Consider the following 26,131-nt stretch of genomic DNA (forward strand, 5'->3'; position numbering starts at 1 on the left):
GGTGCCGGGCGGCGGGCGGAGCATGGCCACCGGACCCATCGAAACACATCTCCACCATTCCTTCAACTGGGAAAATGCCGCCCCCGGGGCCCGGATAGGACCTCGGGGGCGTTCGGTTAACTGCGGGAGCGTGCCGTCAGCTCAATGTGTTCGGTTGGGATCGGAAATCAACCAGTGATCTTACTGAACATATGGCGCACCTTGTCCAGGCGGCTGTTTGGACGGCGGGGCTGGATGACTGGCTTGCCGACAGCGGCCTGATACCCTTTCAGTTCTGTAAGGCATACGCTCTGCCCGTTGGTGTAAAAGGCCAGATCAGTACGGTATGCCTGTATACAGCGGGCGGGAATCTCGCCAGTAAAGACAACTTCATCCTTTTTTACCTGGACCGTTTCGATGGTGGCACAGTATTTCGGTGCATCATGATAAGCCCTGGAAAGATATTCCCGGGGCGCATAGAGGGTGAAGGAGAGATAAGGTTCCAGCAGTTGCGTCCCTGATTCCTTCAATGCCTGTTCCAATACAATCGGGGCCAATGAGCGGAAGTCCGCCGGCGTGCTGACCGGACTGTAATAAAGCCCGTATTCAAAGCAAATCTTACAGTCCGTTACGTTCCAGCCGAACAAGCCCTGCTCCAGCCCGTAACGGATACCATCCCTGACAGCGTTTTGAAAACTCTGGTTCAAGTATCCCAGCGAAACCCGGCTCTCGTATTGTACACCGGAGCCAAGCGGGAGTGGTGTAACAGACAGTCCGATGGATGCCCAAAACGGGTTGGGCGGCACCTCGATATGGATGGTGTGGCTGGCTGCTTTGAGCGGCCGCTCCATATAAATGACGGTGGGTTCCTTTACCACTGTTTCAAGCTTGTATTTTTCCGACAGCAAAGCGGAAACAACCTCCAACTGCACCCGGCCCAAAAAAGAAAGAATGATCTCATGGGTGATGGAATCCACCTCGCAGCGCAAAAGCGGGTCAGTATCCGCAAGTTGCGTAAGAGCGTCCAGCAGCCGTTCTCTTTGCGCTGCCGTTTTCGGCGCAATCGACGTCCGCAGCATGGGGAGGGGGTCCTCACGCCACCTTTTACGAGGGAGCCGGGTTGGGTCCCCTAATACATCGTTTAACCTCACGCTGTCGCTGGGAAGGATAACAATTTCACCCGGATAAGCGGTGTCTGTCCGAACAATTTCCCCTTTGGATGGAATACGCATCTCTGTGATTTTCAGCTTTTCTCTCCCAGCCAGAGCCACCGTATCCCGCAGGCGCAGCGTTCCGCTGTATAGCCGCAAATAGATGAGCCGCTGGCCACAATCTGTATACTCCACCTTGAAAACGCTGCCGCATAGGGCGTCGCTCCCCTGTTCCCCAATCGGTTGGAACAGCCCTGTCACCGCATCCATCAACGGTTGAATGCCAAGGCCCTTTTTGGCGCTGCCATGATAGACCGGGAACAGGGAGGCGTCTTGAACCCGCCGCTGTTCCTCCTGCGCAAGTTCTTCCCGGCTGATTGGTTCTCCTGCGATATACTTTTCCAATAATTCATCGTTATTTTCGATGACCGCATCCCATGCTTCTATGTCGGTATTTTCCTCCAGGACTATTTCCGGGGACAGCGACACCGTCTGCTTGATGATAATATCGGCGGAGAGCTTATCCCGAACAGACTGATACACGCCCTGCAAATCAACGCCAGCCTGGTCGATCTTATTGATAAAGATAACGGTGGGAATGTCCATTTTCCGCAGGGCATGGAACAGAATACGGGTCTGGGCCTGCACACCATCTTTAGCGGAGATCACCAAGATGGCCCCATCTAAAACAGCCAAAGAGCGGTACACCTCCGCCAAAAAATCCATGTGGCCGGGCGTATCCACAATGTTGACTTTACATCTGTGCCACTGGAAGGAAGTGACTGCCGCTTGAATGGTAATCCCACGCTGCCGCTCCAAAAGCATGGTGTCCGTCCTCGTTGTCCCTTTTTCGACGCTCCCCGGTTCTGAAATGGCTCCGCTGGCATATAGCAGGCTCTCCGTCAAGGTTGTCTTTCCAGCGTCTACATGGGCAAGAATCCCGATATTGATAATGTTCATGTCTATCCTCCATACAAGGCCCAAATGGGCGCAAAAATCCCCAGCGGCTAATACTTTTACCGCTGGGGATCATGACTTCGGACAAACAGAAGTATGACGGCTTACATGAGCCGCTGTCCGTCACGATATTTACTAAAAAGGCAAAAGTATTCTTAAATTGGGTACAAAAACTAAGCCCCTGCAAGGGGCAATCATTTTTGCGCCCATTATCAAATTTTATTTAAGAATACCTTGCCGCATATTTGGTAGACTCCTCAAATCAGGATAATAGCAGTATATCATAGTAAGTAGCGTCCCGCATAGTGGTGTAACCGTGGGTGGTCGGCCCGTTTGATATGGGTGCGGTCACCGTGTGATCCTTCGAGAAAGCTCTCTACTTCTGACTCGAAACGATTTGGAGGCACAACGATGACCGCTCCTCATATTATCGACCCTGCTGGCATGCTTGGCGAGGCGTTGTCCCAGGCATCCCCAGATTTGATGCGTTCCTTGCTCCAGCACATGATCAACGCGTTGTTATCAGCGGACGCTGATGCGGTGTGCGGGGCCCAGTGGGGTCAACAAGATCCGCAGCGTCACACCCAGCGCAACGGGTATCGCCACCGGCCCTTGGACACCAGGGTCGGCACCATTGACGTGGCGATCCCCAAGCTGCGCTCAGGCACCTACTTCCCAGAATGGTTACTGCAACGGCGCAAACGCTGTGAAACCGCGTTGATCACAGTGGTCGCTGACTGCTACCTGGCAGGAGTATCCACGCGCCGTATGGACAAGCTCGTCAAAACCCTGGGGATCACAGGACTGTCCAAGTCCCAGGTCTCACGGATGGCAACAGACCTCGACGAACACGTGGACCAGTTCCGCAACCGGCCCCTCCACGATGCCGGGCCTTTCACCTTCGTCGCCGCTGACGCGCTCACCATGAAAGTACGCGAAGGAGGACGCGTCGTCTCGTGCGCGGTTCTGGTTGCCACCGGAGTCAACAATGACGGACACCGCGAAGTGCTGGGGTGCGCGTATCTACCAGTGAGACCGCTCCAGCCTGGAAGGAGTTCTTCGCCGACCTGGTCGCCCGAGGCCTGACCGGCGTGCGCCTGGTCACCAGTGACGCCCATCTGGGCCTGGTTGAAGCCATCGCCGCCAACCTGCCCGGAGCCACTTGGCAACGATGCCGCACCCACTACGCCGCTAATCTCATGTCGGTCACCCCCAAAGCACTATGGCCCGCCGTCAAAGCGATGCTGCACTCGGTGTACGACCAACCCGACGCAGCATCGGTCAACGCTCAATACGACCGGCTCTTGGACTACGTCCACGACAAGCTCCCCGCCGTGTGTGATCACCTCGATCAAGCCAGGGCAGACGTCCTCGCGTTCGCGTCCTTCCCCACCGGGGTGTGGACCCAGATCTGGTCCAACAACCCCAACGAACGCCTCAACCGCGAAATCCGCCGCCGCACCGACACCGTGGGAATCTTCCCCAACCGCCACGCAATCATCCGCCTAGTCGGAGCCGTCCTAGCCGAACAAAACGACGAATGGGCCGAAGGCCGACGCTACCTCAGCCTCGACATCCTCACCAAATCACGACTCACACCCCAACCCACCCAACAGGAGGAACCCCCACTCCAACTCAGCGCATAACCCACCCCGAAGGACACAAAACGATTACACCACTCCACAGGACTTGACCAACCGCTACCGTACCGTTCCTGAACGGCTACCTTGCCAACATCAGCCACACCTATCCCTGGTCACAGAACGTGAAGCACCATAGCAGTTTGCCTTCGAGCGCACTCAAAGGTTTAGTGTAATTGACATGTTGGAAGAACGGTTAGAGCAAGCCCTTAGGCTCGCTATCGATCCACCCGGAGGGCTAAATACTGCGGCGTTGCGCGACCTGATCAGAGATGACGAGAACACTCAGTGGGATATCGCTACCACTGCCGAGTATTTGGGAATCAGCGCACATACGCTGCGCTATTACGAACGCGCAGAGCTGGTGAAAGTAGGACGCGACGCATCCGGCTATCGGCTTTACGATGCTGCGGCTGTACGGCGTTTGGTTTTTATTACCCGAATGCGGGTCTCTGGAATGTCGATTGCCCAACTCCAGCATTACATCTCCTTGGTTGAACAAGGTGCAGAAACAGTACAGGAGCGTCTTGATTTGATGCTGGAGCATCGCGACATCCTTCGACAACGAATAGAGGATCTTCAGTTATCGCTGGCAGCTACCGAATTCAAGATAGCAATGTATCAGAAAGGTTCCCATCCATAATGAGTGATCAGTACGATATTGATTCCGTCGATAACCAGCGACGTCGTGATCTTGGATTGCAGGTTCTCTCCCGTATCGACGGAGACGCTGGTCAGAGTGTTATCGAATCACTTTCCACGTCAAACCCTGCTTTAGGACACCACATCGCCGCATTTGCTTTCGGTGATATTTACGATAGGCCCGGTCTGGATGCACGCAGTCGCCAGCTAGTAACCATTGGCGTATTGACTGCATTAGGCGGATGCGAACCTCAACTTAAAGTTCATGTTGGAGCGGCACTCAATGTCGGGATTTCCGAAGAGGAAATTCAGGAAGCTATCCTGCACGCCTCAGTGTACTGCGGCTTTCCACGAGCACTGAACGCTACTTTCGCAGCACAGGAAGCAATAGACTCACGGCGGAACTACGACAGGTAAGTTGATAACGCCACTCCGGACACTTCCCGGCAGGGCCGGAAACCTTTGTATCCAGAGTGACGTTCTATTGGAGCGGCTGACGGGCTGGAAGGCGGAAATCCCGAGCGCGCGAGGGAATGTATTTCCGCCTGGAAGCGATTCCCGTCGTGGTTTAAGAAGAACCCCTCACCGTTCAGTGAGAGGTTCTGGAAGAGCGGCTGACGGGAATCGAACCCGCGTATCAGGCTTGGGAAGCGTGCGCTCTACCATTGAGCTACAGCCGCATCCCCTCCAGTCTAGCGTGTACCGTGCCGGTTCGTGAAATGTTTCACCCCGCCCAATGTGACGCACCACCCGGGTCGTGCCGGGCTCGAGCCTGCGGTCTGCGGGCTCTGCCAGGTATCCTTTAAACGTGCTTATTTCAGATCGCGATATTCGTCAAGAGATTGCTGATGGACGCATCGTTCTTGATCCGTACGATGAGTCGATGATTCAGCCTGCAAGTGTGGACGTGAGGATTGATCGTTTCTTCCGTCTGTTCGATAACCACAAGTACCCGCATATCGACCCCGCGCAGCCGCAGGAGGACCTGACGCGTCTGGTGGAGGTGGCTCCCGACGAGCCGTTCATCCTGCACCCGGGTGAGTTCGTGCTGGGCTCGACGTATGAGAAGGTGACCCTGCCCGATGACGTGGCCGCCCGCCTGGAGGGTAAGTCCTCGCTGGGTCGTCTGGGCCTGCTGACCCACTCGACGGCCGGTTTTATCGACCCCGGTTTTTCGGGCCACGTGACGCTGGAACTGTCGAACATGGCCACCCTGCCGATTATGCTGTGGCCGGGTTCGAAGGTGGGTCAGCTGTGCTTCTTCCGTCTGAGCAGCCCGACCGAGCACCCGTACGGTTCGGGCGCGTACGGTAACCGTTACCAGGGTCAGCGTGGCCCGACTGCTTCGCGTAGTTATTTGAACTTTCATCAGACGATGATTCCGACGGAGTCGTAGTCTATTCCCGTTTGGGGTTGGGGCGCGGGCGGCCTGCTTGGCTGGGTCGCCCGCGCCTCCTCATATGGGCGTACGCCCGGCGTCTCGTGCGTTCACTCGCGTGCGGGGCTATTCTCTCACTCATTTGAAGGATTGTTATGAATCTGCTTCCTGTTGTTCTGCGCCTGGCGGGCGCGGAGGTTTCCGTCTACCTGATTGACCAGTCTGAGGCTTTTATCGAGGGTTTTAAGCGTGCCTGGGAGCCGCTGAACCCCGAATTTTTTGAGACCCCGGACGAGGCGTATGAGGCGGTTTCGAACCACGACCAGGTGCTGCTGGTGCACCCCGTATCTGACACCCCGATTCTGGACATAGCCCAGCCCCTGATGGGCCCGTTCATGAAGGTTGGCACGCTGCGCGTGGATAGCGTGGAGCAGGGCCTGCAGGACCTGACGAGCCGCATCACCGTTGCGATGATTGAGCAGCTGGTGGGTAGCGGCGTGATGCTTCATTCGGCGGTTATCGGTGACCCCGAGTCGAAGCGCGCCCTGGCCCTGGTGGGCGTTTCGGGTAGCGGCAAGACCACGGCCTCGCGTTTCTTGGGCTCGAAGCTGGCGTACCTGACGGATGAGACTGCGATTATTTCGGATGAAGGTTTCGTGACCCCCTACCCGAAGCCGTTGTCGGTGATTGTCGACCCGAATGCACCGAAGGAACAGCAGAACCCGGTTGAGGCCGGTCTGAACGTAGTCGACCCCGAGGACCGCGGCTACAAGCTGACCCGTATCGTGCTGATTTCGCGTGACGAGCAGGCCAAGGAGCCGCGCCTGGAACGCGTGCCGCTGCACGAGGCGCTGGTGTTCCTGAGCGAGCAGAGCTCGGGCCTGGCGAAGCACCCCGAGGGCGTCGTGTCGCTGGCCAAGCTGGTAGAGCGTTGCGGTGGCGTGTGGCGCCTGGTGTACTCGGAGGTTGAGGATACTCTGCCGCTGGTTCAGGATCTGCTGAATGGCGGTGAGCTGCCGAATGCTGATGAGGTTGAGAGCCTGGAGAAGTACACGGTTGAGGATCACCTGCCGGGTGTGTTCTTGAACGGTACGATTGCGGTGTCTCGTATGCCGGGCACTTCGGGTGTGCGTGTGGGTGAGGACGGCCCGTTCCTGCTGCTGCAGGACACCGCGTTGAACGAGCTGTCGGAGTTCGCGGCGGAGTGCTGGCTGCAGGCTGAGGGCGACATTTCGTACGATGACCTGTTTGCGCGTCTGGCTGAGATCTTTGAGGGTCTGCCTGCGGAGGCGTATGACGAGAATTTGAGCGCTCTGGCGGCTGGTTCGATGCTGTGGGTCCGCGTGATTGACGATCCGCTGATTGACGACGCGACCTGGGCTCAGATAACCGGCAGCGAAGAGGTCCTGGACGAGGCGGAGGAAAACCGCGAGGTGACCTCGGAAGGCTCCACCGAGACGGCCGCCGAGGCAGACGACGACGTGGTGACCGAGTAGCTCGATGAGCGTACCCTAGCGCCGATGGCGCATAGCGAAGGGGCGGGCAGATTAACTCTGCCCGCCCCTTCGCCGTACCCCGGTGAGGGGCGCGGAATCTGACCGCGGGAATTGACCCGCAGGATTCAACGTGTGAGCACCGCGTGGGCCCCGCCGCGGCTAAGACTTCACCTTCTCGCGGCGGTTGGCCCGCACCCGCAGGGGCCCGGGAGCCTCTACCGGAAGCAGCATCAGCAGACCCGCAACCACAACCACGAGGATGCCGACAACACCCCAAATCTGGGCGCCCAGAATACTCACGAACAGGCCGAAAAGCATCGGCGCCAGGAAGCTCGTGGCGCGGCCGGTCGTCGAGTACAGTCCGAACAGCTCACCCTCGGTGCCGGGCTCGGCCAGGCGAGCCAGGAACGTGCGGGAGGCCGACTGCGCCGGACCCACGAACAGGCACAGCAGCAGGGCGCATACCCAGAACACGCCCGGTTCGGGGAAGAACATCAGCGGGGTAGCCGCCAAGATAATGCCGACCAGCGAGATAACAATAATTGCCTTCGGGCCCAGGTAGTCATCCAGGTAGCCGCCCAGGATCGCGCCAGCCGCCGCGACAGCGCTACCGGCAATACCGAACAGAATCACCTCGGAAGTGCTGAAACCGAACGTGCCCGCCGCAAGAATACCGCCGAACGTAAAAATACCGGACAGACCATCACGGAACACCGCCGAAGCAATCAGGAACCACAGGGTCTGCGGGGACGTCATCTTCAGCCGCTTAATGGTGCGCCACAGCGCCTTGTAGGAGGCGAGCAGGCTACCCTGGCGGGCGGGGGAGAGACGCTCCATGCCCAGCTCCAGGAAACGCAGCTCGCGGGTGGGCAACACCTCCGGCAGGAAGCGCTCGCGGGTGCGCATCCGAATCAGCAGCGGCACGCAGAAGACGAGGCACCAGGCCGCGGCGAACAGGGTCACCGCGCGGATGTTGAGAGCCCCCTCCTCGCTCAAGCCCAGGGACGAGGGGGACAGCACGAAGCCCCACAGCACCACGGCCAGAGCGAGGATGCCGCCAATGTAACCGGCGGCCCAGCCGGTGCCCGAAATCTTGCCGATATTATTCGGGTTCGAAACGCGCGGCAGCACCGCGTTGTAGTTCACGTACGCAAACTCGCTGAACACGCTCGCGGCAGACACCAGGAACACACCCAACCACAGGTAGCCTGGGTCGGGGGCGACGAAGAAGCAGGCCGCCATAAACGCCACGAGCAGGACCGTGTTCACGCCCAGCCAGAAGATGCCGCGGCCCGACCTGTCGTTGCGCTGGCCCGTGATCGGGGCGAGAAACGCGATGAGGAAACCCGCAACCGTCAGACCCAGCGACAGTGCCGAAGAGGTCTGCTCGGGCGTGCCGAAGTAACCGCTGGTCAGGTAGACCGTGAAGATGAAGGTCATCATAATCGAGTCGAAACTCGACGAACCGACATCCCACAGGACCCACGCGGTCACCGAACGGCGACTCGTAGCGTGGTCCACGGCGGGACGGGCAGGCTTCTGCTGGCGGGAGGAACGAATCATCATGAAGGGGCTTTCAAATGGCCGAGCGGCGTCGCATCGGCCGGTACTGCGGGAGGCTGGTACGCGTTAGAAAAGCGCGGGCGGTACGCACCGCGAGGGTACGCACCGCCCCGCATCACTGAACGAAGCATTCAGGGATGGTCTTTACTTGAAGAAACGGCGCTGCGCGCGGGCGATACCGAAGCTGACAACGGCGCCCACGACGGAGGTCAGGACGGTCCAGAGGATGACCTGACGCAGAGTATCTTCGGAGTCGTGGGAAATGGCGGGAGGCTGGTTACCGGTAGCCTTGGTCCAGGCTGCGCCCAGGCCCTTACCAACCAGGGCAGCAGCGCCCATGTTCAGGCCCGCGAGAGCAAGCTTTGCGACGGGATTCATATGTATCTCCTTTGGTGTTAATGATGCGGCTCCTCACCCCCGAACCCCCTCGGGGTAGGAAGGATAAATATGAGTGCCATTCCTAGCGTATAGGGTTTCTCCGGCCCGTGTCGCTTTCGGAGTAAACAATCCCGAAAGTGTACACCGTACAAAAACGCCGCATACACAGGAGTATGACATAAAACTACCCGAACTAGCTTCAACGCCTCCGGGTGTCTACAATCGTTTCTGGCCCCAATTGTGTTACGCACCGGCGTGCAAACCAATCCGCAGCCGTGGGGCCAACATGACAGGGGAGCGCCACCGCGGCGCTGAGAGTGCACAGCAGACCCTCGAACCTGATCCGGTTAGTACCGGTGTAGGGAGTCGAATCTTCTCGGTGCCCTCGCCCATGCAGAGGGCGAGGACATTCCCCTTCCAACGACGGAAGGAAAAACCGCATGTCACACACCACCGCGCCCAAGCGTCCGGCCCCCCGCAGCAGCCTAAGCTGGCGAGTCAACGAAATCGTTATCGCCGCAGTCATCGCCGTGGCCTGCGCTATCATCTTCTGGATCTGGGATATCGCCGTGAGCCCCGCCGCCAAGACCGCGCTCGTCGCGGCCCCCGAACTGCGCCCGCTCATCGCCGGCGCCTGGCTGCTCGGTGGTACCCTCGGCGGCCTGCTCATCCGCAAGCCCGGCGCTGCCCTCTTCTGCGAGCTCGTTGCGGCGCTCATCTCGGTGCTGTTCACCGGCGGTGCGTGGAGCGGCGAGATTCTGATCTCCGGTATTATCCAGGGTATCGGCGCTGAAATCGTCTTCGCCGCCTTCGGCTACCGTCGCTGGAACGCCGCCATCGCCGTTCTGGCCGGTGCTCTCAGCGGCCTGTTCATGGGTGGCAGCGAAATCCTGATTTACTACCCCGACATGGAGCCCGTCAAGGCCGTCACCTACGTGGTCTGCTCGGTCGTCTCCGGCGCAGTCATCGCGGGCTTCCTGGCCTGGATCCTCGTGCAGAACCTCGCCAAGACCGGCGTGCTCTCCTCGCTGGCTTCCGGCAACACCCGCCGCTAATCGCCAGCCACTAGCCACCAGCTAGTAACTCACCACTCGGCACACTACAGCAGCCGCACACTAGGCTAAGAAAGCATTATGGAAGCAACACCGCGCGGGGCGCGCATCGAGCTCAACAACTTCAGCTGGCACCACCCCGGCCGCCCAGAACCGGTCATCAACGGACTCAACCTCACCATCAACCCCGGTGAAAAAGTCCTGCTACTGGGCACCTCCGGCGCCGGCAAATCGACGCTCCTGCACGCCATCGCCGGTGTGCTCCACGATGACGACGGCCTCTCCGCAGGCGGGACCATCACCCTCAACGGTCAAGACCCCGTAGAAGCGCGCGGCACCGCGGGCATGATGCAGCAGGACCCCGAATCCTCCATCGTCATGGCCACCATCGGGAATGACACCGCCTTCGGCCCCGAAAACCTGCGCGTACCCCGCGAGGAAATCTGGGGACGCGTCACCGAGGCGCTCACCGCGGTCGGGCTCAGCCACCTGCCCCTCGACCACCCCAGCAGCGCCCTGTCCGGCGGACAGAAGCAGCGCCTCGGCCTGGCAGGCATCCTCTCGATGCACCCCGGCGCCATGATTCTCGACGAACCCACCGCCAACCTCGACCCCGCCGGCGTGCGGGAGGTGCGCGACAGCATCCTCGCTGCCGCGGAGGCGACCGGTGCGACCCTGCTCGTCGTGGAACACCGCGTGAGCATCTGGGCGCCGTACATGGACCGCATTATCGTGCTCGGCGCGGGCGGAACCATCACCCACGACGGCGCGCCCGGAACCGTGCTCGCCGAAGCCCGTCGGGATCTCATCGACGCCGGCGTGTGGGTGCCCGACTACGTGCCGCGTGCACCGCAGAACGCTATCGGCGAGACGGCGGGCGGCGATACTGCAACCGGCGAGGTGCTTCTCCGCGCCGAAAACCTCAGCATTACCCGCGCGCAACCAACCCCCAAGCAGCGACGCGCCCGCCGCCGCACCATCAAACGCCTCGGCAACACCCCCGCGCCCGTACCCGTCGACCTGCCCGTGCTGCGCGGCGGCATCAACCTCACCCTGCGCGCCGGCGAACACCTCAGCGTGCTCGGCCCCAACGGCGCCGGCAAATCAACCCTCGCGCTCACCCTCGCCGGGCTACTCACCGCGCCCGACGGCACCCTCGCCGCCACCGACACGCTCCGCGACCACGGTGCCGGTCAGAACGGTCAGAACGGCCAGCGCGCCCACTGGGACGTGCCCACCTGGACCCCCGCCCAAATGCTCAGCCGCATCGGCTACGTCTTCCAAGAACCCGAATACCAGTTCATCCGCGGAACCGTACGCGAAGAACTCGAACTCGGCCCCCGCCGACTCGCCGCGCTCAACCGCGTTCCCCTCGACGAAGACGAGCTCGCCGCTCGCACCGACGACCTGGCGGCCCGCCTGCGCCTCAACCACCTGCTCGACGCCAACCCCTTTACCCTCTCCGGCGGCGAAAAACGACGACTCTCGGTCGCCTCCGCGCTCGCCACCGCACCGAGAATACTCATTCTCGACGAGCCCACCTTCGGGCAGGACGCACGCACCTGGGCCGAGCTCGTCGACCTCATTCGCGAACTCCTCGCCGACGGGACCGCCGTCATCTCCATCACCCACGACGAAGACTACACCGCGGCGCTCGGCGGCAAATCCATCACCCTCGAGGCGCTCGAAGCCTCCGAACCCTCCGAACCCCAGACAACCAACGGAAAGGAGAACGCATGAATACCGACTTCTTCGGCACCATCGACCGAACCAGCTACTTCAGCAACCTCAACGCCGGCGTCAAGCTCATCGTCTCCTTCGCCCTCATCATCGCCGCGCTCATCGTGCGCGACCCGCTGACCTCCGGAATCCTCTTCGCCCTCGAACTACTCGGATTCATCCTCGTCGGGTTCCGGCCCGTCAACGTCCTCGCCCGATTCTGGCCCATCCTCATCGCCGTAATCACCACCGGCTGGTCCGTCGCCATGCTCAGCGCCAAAACCGGCGACGTGATCCTCAACCTCGGCTTCAACACCATCACCACCGGCTCCGCAGCCGTCGGCGCAGCCATGATGATCCGTTCCCTCGCCATGGTCCTGCCCACCCTCGCGTTCGTGCTCACCACCGATCCGACCGACCTCGGCGACTCCCTCGCGCAGACCTTCAAACTGCCGGCACGATTCGTGCTCGCCACCATCGCCGCGCTACGCCTGGTCGGCATCCTCTTCGCCGAATGGAACGCCCTCGGCCAGGCACGACGCGCCCGCGGACTCGGCGCAGGCCAATCCCTTGCCGGACGCGCCCAAACCTTCGGCGGGCAAAGCTTCGCCCTGCTCGTGCAGGCCATCCGCCGTGGCTCCCGCCTGGCCGTCACCATGGAGGCGCGCGGCTTCGGCGCGGGCGAACGCACCTGGGCGCGCGTGCCCTCGTATTCGCGCCGTGACGTGCACGTGAGCATTGCCGCCGCCGTCATCATTGCTGTTGCGTACGGTGCATCTATTGCGGCGGGTACGATTCAGTTCCTCTGGGGCTAATTTGCTCTGCTTTGGACGTGGGCAGGGAGGCGCTTGTACTCTTCCTTCGCTCCTACAGGGGCACCCGCCCTCGCTTCGCTTCGGGCACCCTGATGTCGCTTCAGGAAGGTACGGCACCTCCAACCCTCCCCAACAGATGACATAGAGGGAGACGGTATTCGCCCTCGTTCCTACAGGGAGGCGGGGTGCCGCATATTTCCTCCGCGCCTACGCAGGGGCACCCGTCACCCGGACGCTCCGCCCTCTCCTTGCTTCGCTGCGGAGAGCGTCCGGGCTGACACCCTGAGGGCGCTTCCGGAAAATGCGGCTACACCCGCTACTACCGAACAGGAAGGTACGGCGCCTCCTGCCTACGGTTCGGCTGCGAACGTACAATAAAACTATGTCTAGTACCGTAATTCTTCTGAACGAGCAGAACCCGCAGGGTGTCTTCGTGGATCCCTCCGTGCCCCTCATCAGCGTTGATGATCAGGGCTTCACCCGCGGCGACGGCGTCTTCGAGACCATGCTGTCCGTCAACCGTCGCGTGCGTAAGCTCGGCATGCACCTGTCCCGCCTCGAATCGTCGGCGCGCATGCTGGATTTGCCCGACCCGGAACCCGAGATTCTGCGTTCGGCGGTGGAACGCCTCATGCGCGAGGCGACCGCCGGTGCCGAAACGGCGCTGGGTGAAGAGCACATCGTGAAGATTATTATTTCGCGCGGCCCCACCCAGGCGGTGACCTCCATGCAGCCGGGCCCGTACACGCTGATTATGGCGTCGCCGGTGCCCGCATCCATCGTGAAGCGCCGCACCGAGGGCGTGAAGGCGATGCTACTGCCGCGCGGTCACGAGCCGATGGACAACAGCGCCTACCCGTGGCTGCTGGCGGGCGCGAAGACCCTCTCCTATGCCGTGAACATGGCGGTCCTGCGGTACGTGCAGGAGCGCGGCGCGGATGACGCTATCTTCATTACCGACGAGCGTCGCGTGCTGGAGGGCGCCACTTCTTCGGTGCTGGTTGCCAAGATTGAGGACGGCAAGAAGGTGCTGTACACGCCCGAGCCGAGCCACGGCATCCTGCCCGGCACCACGCAGGGCGCGGTGTTCGAGGCGGCGCGCCAAGCTGGCTGGGAGCTGGGTTTCGGTCCGCTCTACCCGCAGGATCTGTTCGAGTCGGACGGTGTGTGGTTGGCCTCGTCGGTGCGTCTGATTGCGCCGGTAACTCACCTGAACGGCACGGCGCTGGCGCACGACCCGGAGCTGACCGCCACGCTGTTGAACTACCTGGCGCAGCAGAGCTAACCGCGTACACAAAGGGACGGTATTATCCGAGCGAGGATAATACCGTCCCTTTGTGCTGTCTATGGTCAAGGGCAGGAGGTGCCGTACCTTCCTGAAGCGACATCAGGGTGCCCGAAGCGAAGCGAGGGCGGGTTCCCCTGTAGGAGCGAAGGAAGAGTGCGGGCGCCTCCCTAACTACTACAACAAATACAGCAAAGCCCCGGATGGGCAACCCTTAGCGGGTTGCCCATCCGGGGCTTTAGCTACACAAAAACAACAGGCTAGTGGCCCGCCGCCGGGGCGCCCTGACCTTCACCAGCGCCGTGGCTCTCGCCGTCAGCCGAGTAGTCCGAATCCTTACGCGGCGTAGTCCACAGCACCAGCGCCGTCAGGACCGCGAAACCCAGAATGGAGAAGCCCATCGGCAGGTACTCATGCTCACCGGCAAACGACACCAGCGGCGCCGCCAACGCACCCAGCAGAGCCTGAATCGTACCCATCACCGCCGAAGCACTACCCGCCATGTGGCGTGCCTCGTTCAACGCCAACGCCGAAGCATTACCGAAAATCAGGCCGCACGAGCTGGTCAGCAGGAACAGCAGAATCAGCGTCGGCACCAGCGAAATACCGACAAGGAAGCTAACCACCAGCAGCGAAGACACCACCAGCAGGCTAACCACGCCGATATTCACAATGCGACGCTGCGCCACACGACCCACCAGCTTCGTTGCAATCGCGCTGAACAGCACAATGCCCAGCGAGTTCACACCGAACACGATCGTGAACTCAGTCTCGGACATGCCCAGAATCTTCTGCAACACAAACGTCGAACCGGAAATGTACGAGAACAGCGCACCAAACGCGAAGCACATCGTCAGCATGAAACCCAGGTAGCGGCGAATCTTGAAGACCTTCGGTAGCTCCGAGTACACGCTCAGGGCGGTGCCCTGGTAGCGCTCCTCCACGGGCAGAGTCTCCTTCACCACGAAGACCACGCCGAGCATCATGATCGCGGTGACCACGCCAAGCACATGGAAAATATCGCGCCAGTTACCCCACGACAGCACCCAGCCACCAAACAGCGGCGCAAGCACCGGCGCGAAGCCGTTAATCATCATCATGATGCCCATGAGCTTAGCGGTCGCCAGACCCTGAGTCGTATCAGTCACGATGGAACGCGCCAGCACCGCACCGATCGAACCGGTGAAGCCCATCATGAAACGCGCAAAAATCAGCAGCTCAATGTTCGGAGCGAAACCACACGCCACCGTCGCAATGAAGCAGATAACCGCACCAATCAGCAGCGGCTTGCGGCGGCCCGTCTTATCAGAGAGGGGACCCACGACCAGCTGGCCGAGAGCCATACCCACCATGAACGCACTCAACGTCAGGGATGCGTTCGTGCTGGTGGTGTTCAGGTCCTCCGCGACTGCAGGAAGCGCCGCCAGGTACATGTCCGTAGCAAGCGGCGCAATCGCGGTCAGCAGCGCCAGAACTACGATAAAAAGGGGCGATAGCCCGAATGAGGTCTTAGTCGACTTCGAAGACATATGTCTTAGTTTTTTCTTTCTGTGTGATGCGCGTGCAACGGCGCCTGCGGCTCTACAAGACGTGGATGCGGCGGTACCGCCCCAGGGATGAGCTTGCGCAGGCTGGAAGCACAACTTGTTCACGGTAGCAGAATTGGGCGTGGCTTCGTAAGTTAAATGTTTGATATTTTTTTGAGCTGGGAGAGACAGGATTGCAGAGGGTACGTAGAAGGGACGGTGTTCTCCTCGCTCCTACAGGGGTTAGGGGAGGGTACGCCACATATTTCCTCCGCGCTTGGGTTGCTCGGCAGACGGTATTCGCCCTCGTTCCTGCAGGGGACCCGCCCTCGCAGAGCTCGGGCACCCTGATGTCACTACAGGCGATACCGCCTGCCTGCGCGGGCACAGCAAAGGGGCGGTGTTATCCTCGCTCCTACAGGGGCACCCGTCCTCGCTTCGCTTCGGACACCCTGATGTCGCTTACGGATAACACCGCCCCTTCTCGACGGTTACCGTACGGCTGTTACTGCGCTGCGCTGTCGTAGATGAAGTCCACGGTCGCATAGTCCTCCGGGATTTCGGCGAGCAGCGCCTCCTCCTGCGCCGCCCAGCGTTCCCAGTGCGGGCGGAACGTGTCACCGTCACGAGCCATGGCGCGTTCGTAACGCACCTCGTCCGGGACGGTGGCGAGAATACGCACCTCGCAGGCGCCCGCAATCGCGCCGACACCCTCACAGATGATGACCTGCGTAGCCGCCGGGTCGACGGTGCGCACCTCACCGGGGGCGCCCGCCTCCCAATCCCACGGGGTGTAGGTTCCGGCAATACCTTCGGTCAGCTGCACGGAGAGTGCGTCCCACGCCTCCACGCCGTCGAAGAGGCCGTCCCAGCCGGGGTAGAAGTCGTCTAGGTGCAGCACGTGCACGCTGTGCCCTGCGGCGGTGAGCTCCTGCTCAAGTTGCGTGGCGAGGCTGGTCTTGCCGGTGCCGCTGCGGCCGTCAATGCCGATGATCAGCGGGATTTCCGCGAAATCGGCGAGGAACTGCGCACGGAATTCGGCGAATTCGGCGGTGTCCATATCGAAGTCGTTGCCGATGCCGTGCTCCAGGCGCAGCATGTCCTTGCAGAGCTCCAGGATTTCGGCGGTGCCGGTGACGTGGCGGTTCTGGTTCAGGGGAATACGCTGACTCACTGCGCGTCGCCTTCCTGCTTAAGGTGGTTAATGAGGCCGCGTGCGGCGGCGTCAATGAGGTCGGTGGTGTACACGAAGTCGCGTTCGCTACCGTACCAGGGGTCGTAGATGCCGAGCTGGTCCAGGTGGGTGGTGGTGACCTTCGGGTCGAAGCTGCGCATCATGCGGATCTTGGCTTTGTCCTCGTCGTTGCGGGCGAGGGCTTTGAGGCGCAGGTAGTGGGGTGCGTCCATGGCGAGGATGAGGTCGTTGCGGTCGAAGTCCTCGACGGTGAAGACGCTGGCGCGGTGCGCGGACGGGTCGATACCGCGGGCGGTGAGCTGCGCGGCGGCGCGCGGGTCGATGCGGTTGCCTTCTTCTTCGTTGCTGATGCCGCTGGAGGTGACGGTGACGGGCACGCCGGCTTCTTGGGCGTGCTGGCGGATGAGGTATTCGCCGACGGGGGAGCGGCAGATGTTGCCGGTGCAGACAGTCATGATTCGGTACATGGTTCTAGTGTATCGGTGGGGTAGAGGGTGGCCGGGCGCGGCGGGTGATTGGGGCGGCTTTGTGAGCGGCACCGTGACGGGTGGATGCGCTCGCCGGTGGGCTGCCGCCGCCGGGGCTGTCGCTACCAGAACCGGGCGTGCAAAAGCCCCGCCGACGGTGGGCCGGCGGGGCCTTCTGTGAATTAGGGAAGCTACATTTTTATCTTCTTGCATATTCTTTTTATAGTACAAGTAGACTTTTTAGAAAGTTTTGCTGGATCGCTTGTGCGAGAATATTTCTGGTTTTTATTGTCCCATGATCTTGGGTCAAAAACTTTAGACTCAATTGGGATTTCAAATTTCTTTCTTCCGAGCTGAGTATTTCCGATAATAATTGGGTATGAACTATTGTCTGAAATGTTAAAATCGTAATATTTTTGATTTATATTGCATGAGAATAGGGCATGATTTGATAGCTTGCCCATAGGGATTCCAAATGTAGGCGACTCGGTGTGAAACTCCGATTCTCTAAAATCTGTGGGGCCCATAAAAATTGTTAAGCTAAATGTTGATTTTTGTGCAAACCGGGTTCCATAAAAAGATGCAGTTTCTTCAAATTGTGCCCCGATAAAGTCGGCATCTCCTGAAAAATATGCACCTTTAAATGTAGCGTTTTCCATGAAGTGGGCCGCTGTGAAGCGCGCTTTTCCTACAAATCCTGAATCGGTGAAGTTGGCATCGCCATAAAATATTGCCCCTGTAAAGTTGCAGTTCTCGAAAATTAGGTTATTTAATGGGTAAAAAATTTTTGATTTGGTAAAGTTGAATTCGAATGAGCTCCAGGGGCCAGAGCGTTTCACCCCTTTTTTATTAATTCTAGTGAAACGCTTGCTCATTTCTGTAAAAATAACCCTGCGCACTTCTTGTTCCTCTAAGAATTTTATTCTATCCTCAGCGAAGCTATCTTTGGTGAAATTTTTGTTATAAATCTGAATTTTCTTGTCGTTAATGCTTTTTGATTCGAAAAGGTTCCTGTGTAAAGATAGAGGGAAAGGTGACCGGATATAAGCGCAGAGGTTATTTATAATAAATTGCCCCTCTTTGCGGTGACTTTCTTTATCTGGGGATACGTCAGAAATCCATTCATCAGCTAGGTCAGTAAGTGTATAAATGCCACCTAAACGGACTGCTAATTTATCGTCAGCGAGCTGCTCAATAGCCTTGGCATAGCGACTGCGGCGCTCTGCATGAACCTCGCGGATATGGTCGCGTTCGTTTTTCTCCGCGTCCTGTTCATTCTTCTTGATATCGGCATCAATTTTGAGGCGGTCACCCTGGTTCTTCCAGTTTGTTTGCAGAAGAGTCAGAACCGCAATAATACCGCCAGTGACGTACAGAAGATGCAAGCGCAGCTGATCCGAACTGCCAGAGCTCATACCGCAGTGCAGCCAGAGAAGCCAGGGCAGAAGAATCGCAGCAGCACCACCGCCCAGGCTGGAGCCAATGAGGAGCTTAGTAAAGTGCTGGATATGCCGAGGCTTCTCCTGAGCTTTTGGGATTACCTGACTTTCTGGAGCGGATGATGTGTTGTTGCTGGGCACTAGGTTCTCCTGTCCTCTCTGATAGGAACATTCACCTTCCAGCATAGGGTAAAGCCACCTGCCATGAGTTGTGCCCGGTCATGATGAAGACCCCGCCACACATTTACGTGACGGGGCCTATGGACGCTTCCCCGACGGTGGGGGAGAACTAGGTTTTACTGTGCAGGCTCACTGAAGCGGGTGTACTCCTGCTTCTCTTCGTCCCAGGAATCCGGGTCGTACAGTACCGCACCGACAGGGAGAACGAACGTTCTATTAAGAAGCGTTGCTGTGCCGCAGCTGAAACCGTGCGGGCTCTCCAGGCGCGCCTCAAACAGGTAATCCTGAGGATTCGCATGCGCCGAGAACCGGGCCGCCTGCAGTCGCTCCTCCAAATCCTCAAAGGACGGCTTAACATACATGAAGCTAGTCTGCCTGAAATCTGCCCGCTGACCGAACGTCGCACCCGGGAAGTAGGCTCCCTCAAAGCTCGTCCCGTTGAAGTTCACCGCCCGTGCGAACGTCACCATACCGAAGCCGACAAACGCCGTGAACCTCGCCTTGCTAAAGTCGGCATCCTGCGCGAAGGTGACCTTATCGAAGTTCGCGCGTTGCGCGAAGTCCATATCTTCATATGACGTTCTCGGAAGCGCAATAAACGACGCCCCACTGAAATTTGCCGCCTGAGCGAAGCTTGCTTCATAAAAAAACGCGCTCTGCGTGAAGGACGCCCCGCTAAAGTCTGCCGAGCCCGCAAAGCTCGTGTCCCAGAATACGGCGGACTGCTTGGAGACTATACCGGCAAAGCGTGCGGCCCCGCCGAACAGCGACCTGGAGAACACCGCGGGGCGGTTGAAGACCGATGCGGCGAAGTGCGCTTCATCGTGGAACGTGGAGGCGGTGAATGTTGCCACTCCGCTAAAGGTGATCGCCGCGAAGCTGGCTATGCCCGCGGTGTTCAAGTGTGAAAAGTCGGCGTCAGACTCGAAGGAGGCTACCGCGAAGTCAGCCGCAGCTGAAAAGACCACGTCTGAGAAGTCGGCCTCGCCGGTGAAGGTTACGGTTGCGAAGCTTGCCGCGTCCGCAAAGCGTGCCCCGCTGAACTCTGCCGCGCCCGCGAAGTGTGCGGCGCTGAACCCCACCCATTCGTTGAAGTTCGCGCCATGGAAGGATGCGTCGGCCGTGAACTGCGCCGCCGAGAAGCTGGTGTCACCGTGGAAGGTTGAACCAGAGAAATCCGCTTGTCCGTAGAAGGTGGCGGAGGCGAAGCCGGCGTTCTGAAAGTGCAGCTGCCGCAACGGGTAGAAGATGGGCGCACCACCAAAGTCGAAGCGCAAATCAGCCCACATCGGCGATAGCGACGGCACCGTACGCTGGCTTTCCCCGTTACCTTTTTCGTTGCGCTCGGTGACCGTGGCGAGGCGGCGGCTGAGTTCCATGAAGACTGTGCGGCGCACCAACTGCTCCTCGTGTAGCGCCACCTGATCGCGCGCGAAGTTGCCTTCGTACCCTTCGGTGGCCTCGTCTGATTCTAGGACCTGCCGCTTTTGTGCGAGGGGGTAGGGCGTGCGGATGCACCCGGTCAGCGCGTCGATAATGGTCTGGGCTTCTTCACGGCGTACCTGCTCGGGGAGGGAAGTGTCGGTGAGCCATTCGTCTGCGAGGTCCGCGAGCGTGTACACCCCGCCGAGGCGTACGGCGGGCTGGTGTCCGTCGAGGAATTGTTCGAGGGCGTGCGTGTAGCGTTTGCGCCGCTTGGCCTGCCTTTGCTGGATGCGTTCCGGGGTGTTTTTGCGTTGTCGCAGCTTTGCGAAGAGTGCTGCTAGGTTCATGGTGGTGTGCCCTTCCTGCTCCGGTGCTGGCTTATATCCAGCATAGGGGAGGACCCCACCCCTGCGCGCTCGCGCTGGTTATAGAAGAAGCTCCGCCTGCGTGAGATACGCAGACGGGGCTTCTCTATGAATGAGCTTTATTTAAAGGAGGATTTTCCTTCTTTCCCAGATTCTTCTATTCACTTTGCAGGATCACTTATATCGTTTGAATCAGGATCGAAAAGTATCGTTCCAAGGGGAATTTTGAACGTCTTACCGAGGAGTGTAGCTGTTCCAAGGTTGACAGGTTTACTCTTCGTGGTGACTGAGAAATTATAATCATGAGGATTCATAGCTGCGGAGAACCGGGCATGCCTACACATTTCAAAGAACCACGGTTCAAACTCTGTGAAGGTCATCTTGCTAAAACCAGCGCCGCCTTTGAACGTGGCTTCGACAAAGTTTGTATGTTTGTTGAAAATCACCCCTCCAAATTTGGCTTCACCGGTGAAGATTACGTCGTGGAAGCTAACATCACCTGTGAACGTTGCCTCGTTGAAGTTAGCCTCATGAGCGAAATACGCACCCATAAAGTTCGCATTACTATGGAATTCTGCATTATTGAAATCTGCATTGCCGCTGAAGGTTACGCGGCTGAAATCCTTTGCATTGATGAAGGGTGTAGCTCCGATAAATTTTGCTTCTCCAATGAAGATCGATTTATTAAAGTCCGCATTATTGATGAATGTTGCATCGATAAAGTTAGCGTCATTGGTGAAAATCGTCCCGCTGAAGTTTGCATCGCAGGTGAAAGTTACACGAGAGAAATCAGCCTTAGCGTGGAACTTCGAAGAAGAGAAATTACCTTTCTCAATTGTGAGGTCATTGAGGGGATAGAAAATTGGTGCTCGGCTGAAATCGAACTCGAAGTTGCTCCATGTACTCGGGCTAGGAACCATTTCTCCCTTTTCATTTTTGGTGAAGGTGCTGCTACGTTTGCTCATTTCAACAAAAATGGTACGGCGTACATCCTGTTCTTCGTGGAACTTTGCATAGTCTGCGGTGATATCTTGAAAGTTTTTAAAGCTACCAGATTCTTTAAAACGTTCGTATTGAGCCCGGAGCTGTGGGGAATATTCTTCGAAAGAAGATGCAGCTTCATATTCCTCAAGCTGGTTAAAATCATTACGAGCTTCATATGCTTCAATTTTTTCCGCGGTGAGGAAGGGCGAGCGAATGTAGGAGCAGAGATTGTTGATAATAGTCTGTCCCTCTTTAAGCTGTTCTTCGTTTGTAAGAGCCTCGTCCTCTAACCATTCATCGACAAGGCCCACCAAGGTATATATACCACCCAAACGGACAGCCGATTTCTCATGAGCTAGCTGTTCTACAGCCTTGGTATAGCGGCTACGACGTTCAGCATGAACCTCGCGGCTGTGGTCTCTCTTGTCCTTCTTTTCCTGCGAAGTAAGCTGAAGTTCAAGGTTGTCATGTTGAGCTTTCAGCTGTGATTCAAGGTTCTCTTTTTGGGCTTCTAGCTGTGAACTGAGGGTCTTTTTCTGGGCATCCAGCTGTGAGTTGAGGTTCTCTTTTTGGGCTTCTAGCTGTGAACTGAGGGTCTTTTTCTGGGCATCCAGCTGTGATTCGAGGTTCGCTTTCTGCGCTTCCAACTGCTTTCTGAATTGATCCTGCTGCTCGGTAAATTTAGATTTCTCCAAATCATTTTTGCGCCGCGTTTCACTAAGGGTGATGACACCGAGTAGACCGCCAGTGGTGTAAATAAGCATTTGACGTAGTGCAGTGCCTTCTCCATTGCTAGAGAAATTATCTGCTATCGCTAGAGGTAGCAAGAAGGCAATAGTGCCGCCAATAATTGTCACCCCAAAAATCCATGAGTTAAACTGTGAAACATTTTTGAGAAACCATACTTTTTTCCACAAGAATAATATGGTTACAAAAATAATGGTCAACATGAGGGAAATAGGAAGCCAATGAATCTTTGGATCATTCCGCTCAGCACCGGTGCAAAAATAAACAACCCAAGAAACAAATGTTATTGCACCCAATATAGTAAGTAGCGTGGATTGTCCGCCCTGCTTATTACTTGATGTGGCGGGCTCAGACTCTGATGAATTGCGTCCTGTACTGCTCGGTTGGCTGGAGGCTATCAGAGGTTCCTCCGAAGCGCCTTGATCTGACATAGAGTCTCCTGTCTACTTTGAGAGGATATGGTCGTATTCAGGATACGGCAGGCAGCTAGTCTCAAGCCACAGGTGAAGCTTGAAGAATTACGGGTCGGATAAGCGGAGATACCCCCCCATCAAGTGAGCGATGGAGCTTGTAACCAGGCCCTCTATATATAAGAGGCGTGAATCTCTGAGATCTCAGGCAGGTGCCTGTAGCTGAGTGAGGTGCCTGCGCGAAGCGCACCCCTAGCAACGCTGCTAGGGGCCTAGCCTCCAGACCTAAAAATCGCGCCTAAAAATCGCCCCGCACACCCTATATGAGGTGCGCCCAGACCACCCTTCCGGCACCTCTCGCACCCCAATTTTTCAGTTTTCCGCCCTTTCTCTCACCTTTTTTAAAAAATTTTTCGCCCCGACCGTCCGGCGGCGTCCGCCGTGCGCTGAATCGCCGCGCCGCACCCTCACCTAGTCCAAAAACCCCGGAATTCCGCGGCAAAACGCCTCATTCGCGCCTCGCCGCTGCCCCCAAAATCCCCCGCAAAACACCCCTCCAGAGCCCCAAAAAACCCACCCCTCACGCCCCTCCGCATAAAAAAGTTGAGTAAAGTTCGCTCAACTCTATTGACACCCCTGCCAGGGGAGTGCATACTTGAGTACATGAGGCTCAAGGAGCCACGCAGACCACCCCACGCGGAGCGGCACGCGCAGCACCGACCGCCTCCGAAAATTTCAAACTAACCCGCCTCGCATTAGAAGAAGCGGGGCACTAACACCTAAGGAGTGAATAAACATATGGCACGTGCAGTAGGTATTGACCTCGGTACCACCAACTCGGTCGTAGCAGCACTGGAAGGTGGCGGCCCGGTCGTCATCGCTAACGCAGAGGGCACCCGCACCACCCCCTCCGTCGTTGCATTCTCCAAGGACGGCGAGGTTCTGGTTGGTAGCGTTGCAAAGCGTCAGGCAGTGACCAACGTCGACCGCACCATCTCCTCCGTCAAGCGCCACATGGGCACCGACTGGACCACCGAGATTGACGGCAAGAAGTACACCCCGCAGGAAATCTCCGCTCGTATCCTCATGAAGCTGAAGGGTGACGCAGAGGCATTCCTGAACGACAAGGTCACCGACGCTGTCATCACCGTCCCGGCATACTTCAACGACGCTGAGCGTCAGGCAACCAAGGAAGCCGGCGAGATCGCAGGCCTGAACGTCCTGCGTATCGTCAACGAGCCCACCGCCGCAGCACTCGCATACGGCCTGGACAAGGGTAAGGAAGACGAGCTCATCCTGGTCTTCGACCTTGGTGGCGGTACCTTCGACGTCTCCCTGCTGGAAGTCGGCAAGGACGATGACGGCTTCTCCACCATCCAGGTTCGCGCAACCAGCGGTGACAACCGCCTCGGTGGTGACGACTGGGACCACCGCGTCGTCGAGTGGCTACTCGCACAGGTGAAGGCAAACACCGGCGCTGACCTGTCCAAGGACAAGATTGCTCTGCAGCGTCTGCAGGAAGCAGCTGAGCAGGCTAAGAAGGAGCTGTCCAGCGCTTCTAGCACCAACATCTCCCTGCAGTACCTGTCCGTGACCCCCGAGGGCCCCATCCACCTGGATGAGAAGCTGACCCGCGCAAAGTTCGAGGAACTGACCCACGACCTGCTCGAGCGCACCAAGAAGCCCGTGCTCGACGTAATCAAGGAAGCTGGCGTGTCCATCTCCGAGATTTCTGAGGTCATCCTGGTCGGTGGCTCCACCCGTATGCCCGCCGTCTCCGAGCTCGTCAAGGAGCTCACCGGCCGCGAGCCCAACAAGGGTGTGAACCCCGACGAGGTTGTGGCAATGGGCGCAGCGCTGCAGGCAGGCGTGCTGAAGGGCGACCGTAAGGACGTTCTGCTGATTGACGTCACCCCCCTCTCCCTCGGTATCGAGACCAAGGGTGGCGTGATGACCAAGCTGATCGAGCGCAACACCGCAATCCCGACCAAGCGTTCCGAGACCTTCACCACCGCAGAGGACAACCAGCCCTCCGTGACCATTCAGGTCTTCCAGGGTGAGCGTGAGTTCACTCGCGACAACAAGAACCTGGGTACCTTCGAGCTGACCGGCATCGCCCCCGCACCCCGTGGCGTGCCCCAGATTGAGGTCACCTTCGACATCGACGCAAACGGCATCGTCCACGTCTCCGCAAAGGACAAGGGCACCGGCGTTGAGCAGTCCATGACCATCACCGGCGGCACCTCCCTCTCCAAGGACGACATCGACCGCATGGTCAAGGACGCAGAGGCACACGCTGAGCAGGACAAGGCACGCCGCGAGGCTGCTGACACCCGCAACGCAGCTGAGTCCGTCGCATACTCCGTCGAGAAGCTCCTGAAGGAGAACGGCGACAAGCTGCCCGAGGACGTCAAGACCGAGGTTCAGGGCGATGTCGACGAGCTGAAGAAGGCACTCGAGGGCGACGACGATGCAGCAGTGAAGTCCGCATTCGAGAAGCTGCAGGCATCCCAGTCCAAGCTGGGCGAGGCACTCTACGCAACAGCACAGGCTGAGGCATCCGAGTCCAAGCCCGCCGCTGATGAGGACGTTGTCGACGCCGAGGTTATCGACGAAGACGAGAAGAAGTAATCATGGCTGAGCAGGAAAACACCACCCCCGACCCGCTGGAAGAGGCATTCAACGCCCCCGCAGCGGAAGGCCACCCCGAAGCTGAATCGGTCGAAAGCCCCGAGGAAGCTGCGGAAGCCGTCGAGGCTGAGCTCCAGGACGCCGTAGAAGCAGAATCTGCGGATGCGGCACTCGCCGCGGAGCGCCTGGACTCCCTGCTTCGCCTGCAGGCAGAGTTCACTAACTTCAAGAACCGCACCGCTCGCGAAAAGGAGCAGCTGCGAGGCTTCGTAACCAGTGAACTGGTGACCGCACTGCTGCCGGTGCTCGACGATATCGACGCCGCACGCAAGCATGGCGACCTGCAGGACGGCCCCTTCGCCTCCATCGCTACCAAGCTCGAAGAGCTGCTCGGCAAGCAGGGCGTGGAGCGTTTCGGTGAAGTAGGCGACGCCTTCGACCCGAACATCCACGAAGCTGTTCTGCAGCAGCCCACCGACGAGGTGGCTGAGGATCATGTCTCCATGGTTCTGCGTTACGGCTACCGCGTGAACGACCGCGTGGTTCGTACCGCGCAGGTGGCTGTGGCTGTCGCACCGTAAGGTGATCGGCTCAGCATTGGCTGAATAACTAACGACGGGCGGGTGCTCTCCCTGGTGGGGGAGTGCCCGCCCTGTTGTTTGCTTGCGATATGTGCGTGGTCTCGGTATGTAGCGGCGGTGGTTAAA

19 protein-coding genes, 1 tRNA gene, 1 pseudogene and 1 riboswitch are annotated in these 26,131 nt (G+C 58.6%); of the genes and pseudogenes, 11 read left to right on the plus strand and 10 right to left on the minus strand.

Going from position 1 to position 26,131, the window contains the following annotated elements:
* Nucleotides 1-167: 167 nt before the first annotated feature.
* A complete protein-coding gene (gene tet(W) / locus AC3E6W_RS05750; RefSeq protein ID WP_063856422.1) occupies nucleotides 168-2,090 on the minus strand; it encodes a tetracycline resistance ribosomal protection protein Tet(W) in 1,923 nt (640 codons plus the stop codon).
* Between the two features lie 408 nt (nucleotides 2,091-2,498).
* On the opposite strand from tet(W), the pseudogene AC3E6W_RS05755 reads away from it, so the two are divergent.
* The 3 genes and pseudogenes from AC3E6W_RS05755 (at nucleotide 2,499) to AC3E6W_RS05765 (ending at nucleotide 4,786) form a co-directional block, all read left to right on the plus strand.
* A pseudogene (locus tag AC3E6W_RS05755) lies at nucleotides 2,499-3,733 on the plus strand (IS256 family transposase).
* A 175-nt stretch (nucleotides 3,734-3,908) separates the two neighbouring features.
* A complete protein-coding gene (locus AC3E6W_RS05760; protein ID WP_049342889.1) occupies nucleotides 3,909-4,370 on the plus strand; it encodes a MerR family transcriptional regulator in 462 nt (153 codons plus the stop codon).
* A complete protein-coding gene (locus AC3E6W_RS05765; RefSeq protein WP_049357953.1) occupies nucleotides 4,370-4,786 on the plus strand; it encodes a carboxymuconolactone decarboxylase family protein in 417 nt (138 codons plus the stop codon). Before AC3E6W_RS05760 ends, AC3E6W_RS05765 begins: the two co-directional genes overlap by 1 nt.
* A 192-nt stretch (nucleotides 4,787-4,978) precedes the next feature.
* Here AC3E6W_RS05765 and AC3E6W_RS05770 read toward each other — a convergent pair.
* Nucleotides 4,979-5,049: transfer RNA gene (locus tag AC3E6W_RS05770), tRNA-Gly, on the minus strand.
* A 128-nt stretch (nucleotides 5,050-5,177) separates the two neighbouring features.
* On the opposite strand from AC3E6W_RS05770, the gene dcd reads away from it, so the two are divergent.
* Together dcd and AC3E6W_RS05780 are read left to right on the plus strand one after the other, a co-directional pair.
* Nucleotides 5,178-5,765 carry a dCTP deaminase gene (gene dcd / locus AC3E6W_RS05775; RefSeq protein WP_049334044.1) on the plus strand — a complete coding sequence of 196 codons (588 nt, stop codon included), beginning with the start codon at nucleotides 5,178-5,180 and terminating at the stop codon, nucleotides 5,763-5,765.
* Between the two features lie 137 nt (nucleotides 5,766-5,902).
* Complete coding sequence (locus AC3E6W_RS05780; protein ID WP_049342890.1) at nucleotides 5,903-7,243, plus strand: P-loop NTPase family protein; 1,341 nt, start codon at nucleotides 5,903-5,905, stop codon at nucleotides 7,241-7,243.
* Between the two features lie 159 nt (nucleotides 7,244-7,402).
* Here AC3E6W_RS05780 and AC3E6W_RS05785 read toward each other — a convergent pair whose 3' ends face one another.
* A complete protein-coding gene (locus AC3E6W_RS05785) occupies nucleotides 7,403-8,809 on the minus strand; it encodes an MFS transporter (protein WP_049342891.1) in 1,407 nt (468 codons plus the stop codon).
* Nucleotides 8,810-8,950: 141 nt separating this feature from the next.
* On the minus strand, nucleotides 8,951-9,184 hold the full coding sequence (locus AC3E6W_RS05790; protein WP_049334047.1) for a DUF4235 domain-containing protein: 234 nt from the start codon (nucleotides 9,182-9,184) through the stop codon (nucleotides 8,951-8,953).
* A 281-nt stretch (nucleotides 9,185-9,465) separates the two neighbouring features.
* Nucleotides 9,466-9,566, plus strand: a riboswitch (TPP riboswitch).
* Between the two features lie 58 nt (nucleotides 9,567-9,624).
* On the opposite strand from AC3E6W_RS05790, the gene AC3E6W_RS05795 reads away from it, so the two are divergent.
* The 4 genes from AC3E6W_RS05795 (at nucleotide 9,625) to AC3E6W_RS05810 (ending at nucleotide 14,055) form a co-directional block, all read left to right on the plus strand.
* The gene (locus AC3E6W_RS05795) at nucleotides 9,625-10,239 is read left to right on the plus strand and encodes an ECF transporter S component (RefSeq protein ID WP_049342892.1); all 615 of its coding nucleotides are present in this window, start codon (nucleotides 9,625-9,627) and stop codon (nucleotides 10,237-10,239) included.
* Between the two features lie 78 nt (nucleotides 10,240-10,317).
* A complete protein-coding gene (locus tag AC3E6W_RS05800) occupies nucleotides 10,318-11,976 on the plus strand; it encodes an ABC transporter ATP-binding protein (RefSeq protein ID WP_490652564.1) in 1,659 nt (552 codons plus the stop codon).
* Nucleotides 11,973-12,770 carry an energy-coupling factor transporter transmembrane component T family protein gene (locus AC3E6W_RS05805; RefSeq protein WP_490652565.1) on the plus strand — a complete coding sequence of 266 codons (798 nt, stop codon included), beginning with the start codon at nucleotides 11,973-11,975 and terminating at the stop codon, nucleotides 12,768-12,770. The genes AC3E6W_RS05800 and AC3E6W_RS05805 overlap by 4 nt, the downstream gene beginning before the upstream one ends.
* A gap of 382 nt (nucleotides 12,771-13,152) precedes the next feature.
* A complete protein-coding gene (locus tag AC3E6W_RS05810) occupies nucleotides 13,153-14,055 on the plus strand; it encodes an aminotransferase class IV (protein WP_303955304.1) in 903 nt (300 codons plus the stop codon).
* Between the two features lie 260 nt (nucleotides 14,056-14,315).
* On the opposite strand, the gene AC3E6W_RS05815 is transcribed toward AC3E6W_RS05810, so the two are convergent.
* The 6 genes from AC3E6W_RS05815 to AC3E6W_RS05840 form a co-directional block, all read right to left on the minus strand.
* Nucleotides 14,316-15,584: a multidrug effflux MFS transporter gene (locus AC3E6W_RS05815; RefSeq protein WP_490652566.1), complete on the minus strand. Its 1,269-nt coding sequence runs from the start codon at nucleotides 15,582-15,584 to the stop codon at nucleotides 14,316-14,318.
* A 502-nt stretch (nucleotides 15,585-16,086) separates the two neighbouring features.
* Nucleotides 16,087-16,755 carry a nucleoside/nucleotide kinase family protein gene (locus AC3E6W_RS05820; protein WP_049342897.1) on the minus strand — a complete coding sequence of 223 codons (669 nt, stop codon included), beginning with the start codon at nucleotides 16,753-16,755 and terminating at the stop codon, nucleotides 16,087-16,089.
* Nucleotides 16,752-17,231 carry a low molecular weight protein-tyrosine-phosphatase gene (locus AC3E6W_RS05825; protein ID WP_239663104.1) on the minus strand — a complete coding sequence of 160 codons (480 nt, stop codon included), beginning with the start codon at nucleotides 17,229-17,231 and terminating at the stop codon, nucleotides 16,752-16,754. The genes AC3E6W_RS05820 and AC3E6W_RS05825 overlap by 4 nt, the downstream gene beginning before the upstream one ends.
* Nucleotides 17,232-17,434: 203 nt before the next feature.
* Entirely contained in the window at nucleotides 17,435-18,823 is a 1,389-nt protein-coding gene (locus AC3E6W_RS05830; RefSeq protein ID WP_490652567.1) for a pentapeptide repeat-containing protein, read from the minus strand.
* 155 nt (nucleotides 18,824-18,978) lie between these two features.
* Entirely contained in the window at nucleotides 18,979-20,634 is a 1,656-nt protein-coding gene (locus tag AC3E6W_RS05835) for a pentapeptide repeat-containing protein (RefSeq protein WP_490652568.1), read from the minus strand.
* Nucleotides 20,635-20,813: 179 nt separating this feature from the next.
* Complete coding sequence (locus AC3E6W_RS05840) at nucleotides 20,814-22,814, minus strand: pentapeptide repeat-containing protein (RefSeq protein ID WP_490652569.1); 2,001 nt, start codon at nucleotides 22,812-22,814, stop codon at nucleotides 20,814-20,816.
* 777 nt (nucleotides 22,815-23,591) lie between these two features.
* Between AC3E6W_RS05840 and dnaK the strand changes: the two genes are divergently transcribed.
* Nucleotides 23,592-25,424 carry a molecular chaperone DnaK gene (gene dnaK, locus AC3E6W_RS05845; protein WP_490652570.1) on the plus strand — a complete coding sequence of 611 codons (1,833 nt, stop codon included), beginning with the start codon at nucleotides 23,592-23,594 and terminating at the stop codon, nucleotides 25,422-25,424.
* Nucleotides 25,425-25,426: 2 nt separating this feature from the next.
* A complete protein-coding gene (locus tag AC3E6W_RS05850) occupies nucleotides 25,427-26,005 on the plus strand; it encodes a nucleotide exchange factor GrpE (protein WP_070688380.1) in 579 nt (192 codons plus the stop codon).
* Nucleotides 26,006-26,131 lie beyond the last annotated feature (126 nt).

It is taken from the genome of Rothia sp. SCPM-O-B-18226 (M350) (genome assembly GCF_058213595.1).

Bases quoted from the DNA above. Each gene is read 5' to 3' on its own strand.
- AC3E6W_RS05760 (WP_049342889.1), top strand. From the start codon at position 3,909: ATGTTGGAAGAACGGTTAGAGCAAGCCCTTAGGCTCGCTATCGATCCA.
- AC3E6W_RS05765 (WP_049357953.1), top strand. From the start codon at position 4,370: ATGAGTGATCAGTACGATATTGATTCCGTCGATAACCAGCGACGTCGT.
- AC3E6W_RS05780 (WP_049342890.1), top strand. From the start codon at position 5,903: ATGAATCTGCTTCCTGTTGTTCTGCGCCTGGCGGGCGCGGAGGTTTCC.
- AC3E6W_RS05785 (WP_049342891.1), bottom strand. From the start codon at position 8,809: ATGATGATTCGTTCCTCCCGCCAGCAGAAGCCTGCCCGTCCCGCCGTG.
- AC3E6W_RS05790 (WP_049334047.1), bottom strand. From the start codon at position 9,184: ATGAATCCCGTCGCAAAGCTTGCTCTCGCGGGCCTGAACATGGGCGCT.
- AC3E6W_RS05795 (WP_049342892.1), top strand. From the start codon at position 9,625: ATGTCACACACCACCGCGCCCAAGCGTCCGGCCCCCCGCAGCAGCCTA.
- AC3E6W_RS05800 (WP_490652564.1), top strand. From the start codon at position 10,318: ATGGAAGCAACACCGCGCGGGGCGCGCATCGAGCTCAACAACTTCAGC.
- AC3E6W_RS05805 (WP_490652565.1), top strand. From the start codon at position 11,973: ATGAATACCGACTTCTTCGGCACCATCGACCGAACCAGCTACTTCAGC.
- AC3E6W_RS05810 (WP_303955304.1), top strand. From the start codon at position 13,153: ATGTCTAGTACCGTAATTCTTCTGAACGAGCAGAACCCGCAGGGTGTC.
- AC3E6W_RS05815 (WP_490652566.1), bottom strand. From the start codon at position 15,584: ATGTCTTCGAAGTCGACTAAGACCTCATTCGGGCTATCGCCCCTTTTT.
- AC3E6W_RS05825 (WP_239663104.1), bottom strand. From the start codon at position 17,231: ATGACTGTCTGCACCGGCAACATCTGCCGCTCCCCCGTCGGCGAATAC.
- AC3E6W_RS05835 (WP_490652568.1), bottom strand. From the start codon at position 20,634: ATGAACCTAGCAGCACTCTTCGCAAAGCTGCGACAACGCAAAAACACC.
- AC3E6W_RS05840 (WP_490652569.1), bottom strand. From the start codon at position 22,814: ATGTCAGATCAAGGCGCTTCGGAGGAACCTCTGATAGCCTCCAGCCAA.
- dnaK (WP_490652570.1), top strand. From the start codon at position 23,592: ATGGCACGTGCAGTAGGTATTGACCTCGGTACCACCAACTCGGTCGTA.
- AC3E6W_RS05850 (WP_070688380.1), top strand. From the start codon at position 25,427: ATGGCTGAGCAGGAAAACACCACCCCCGACCCGCTGGAAGAGGCATTC.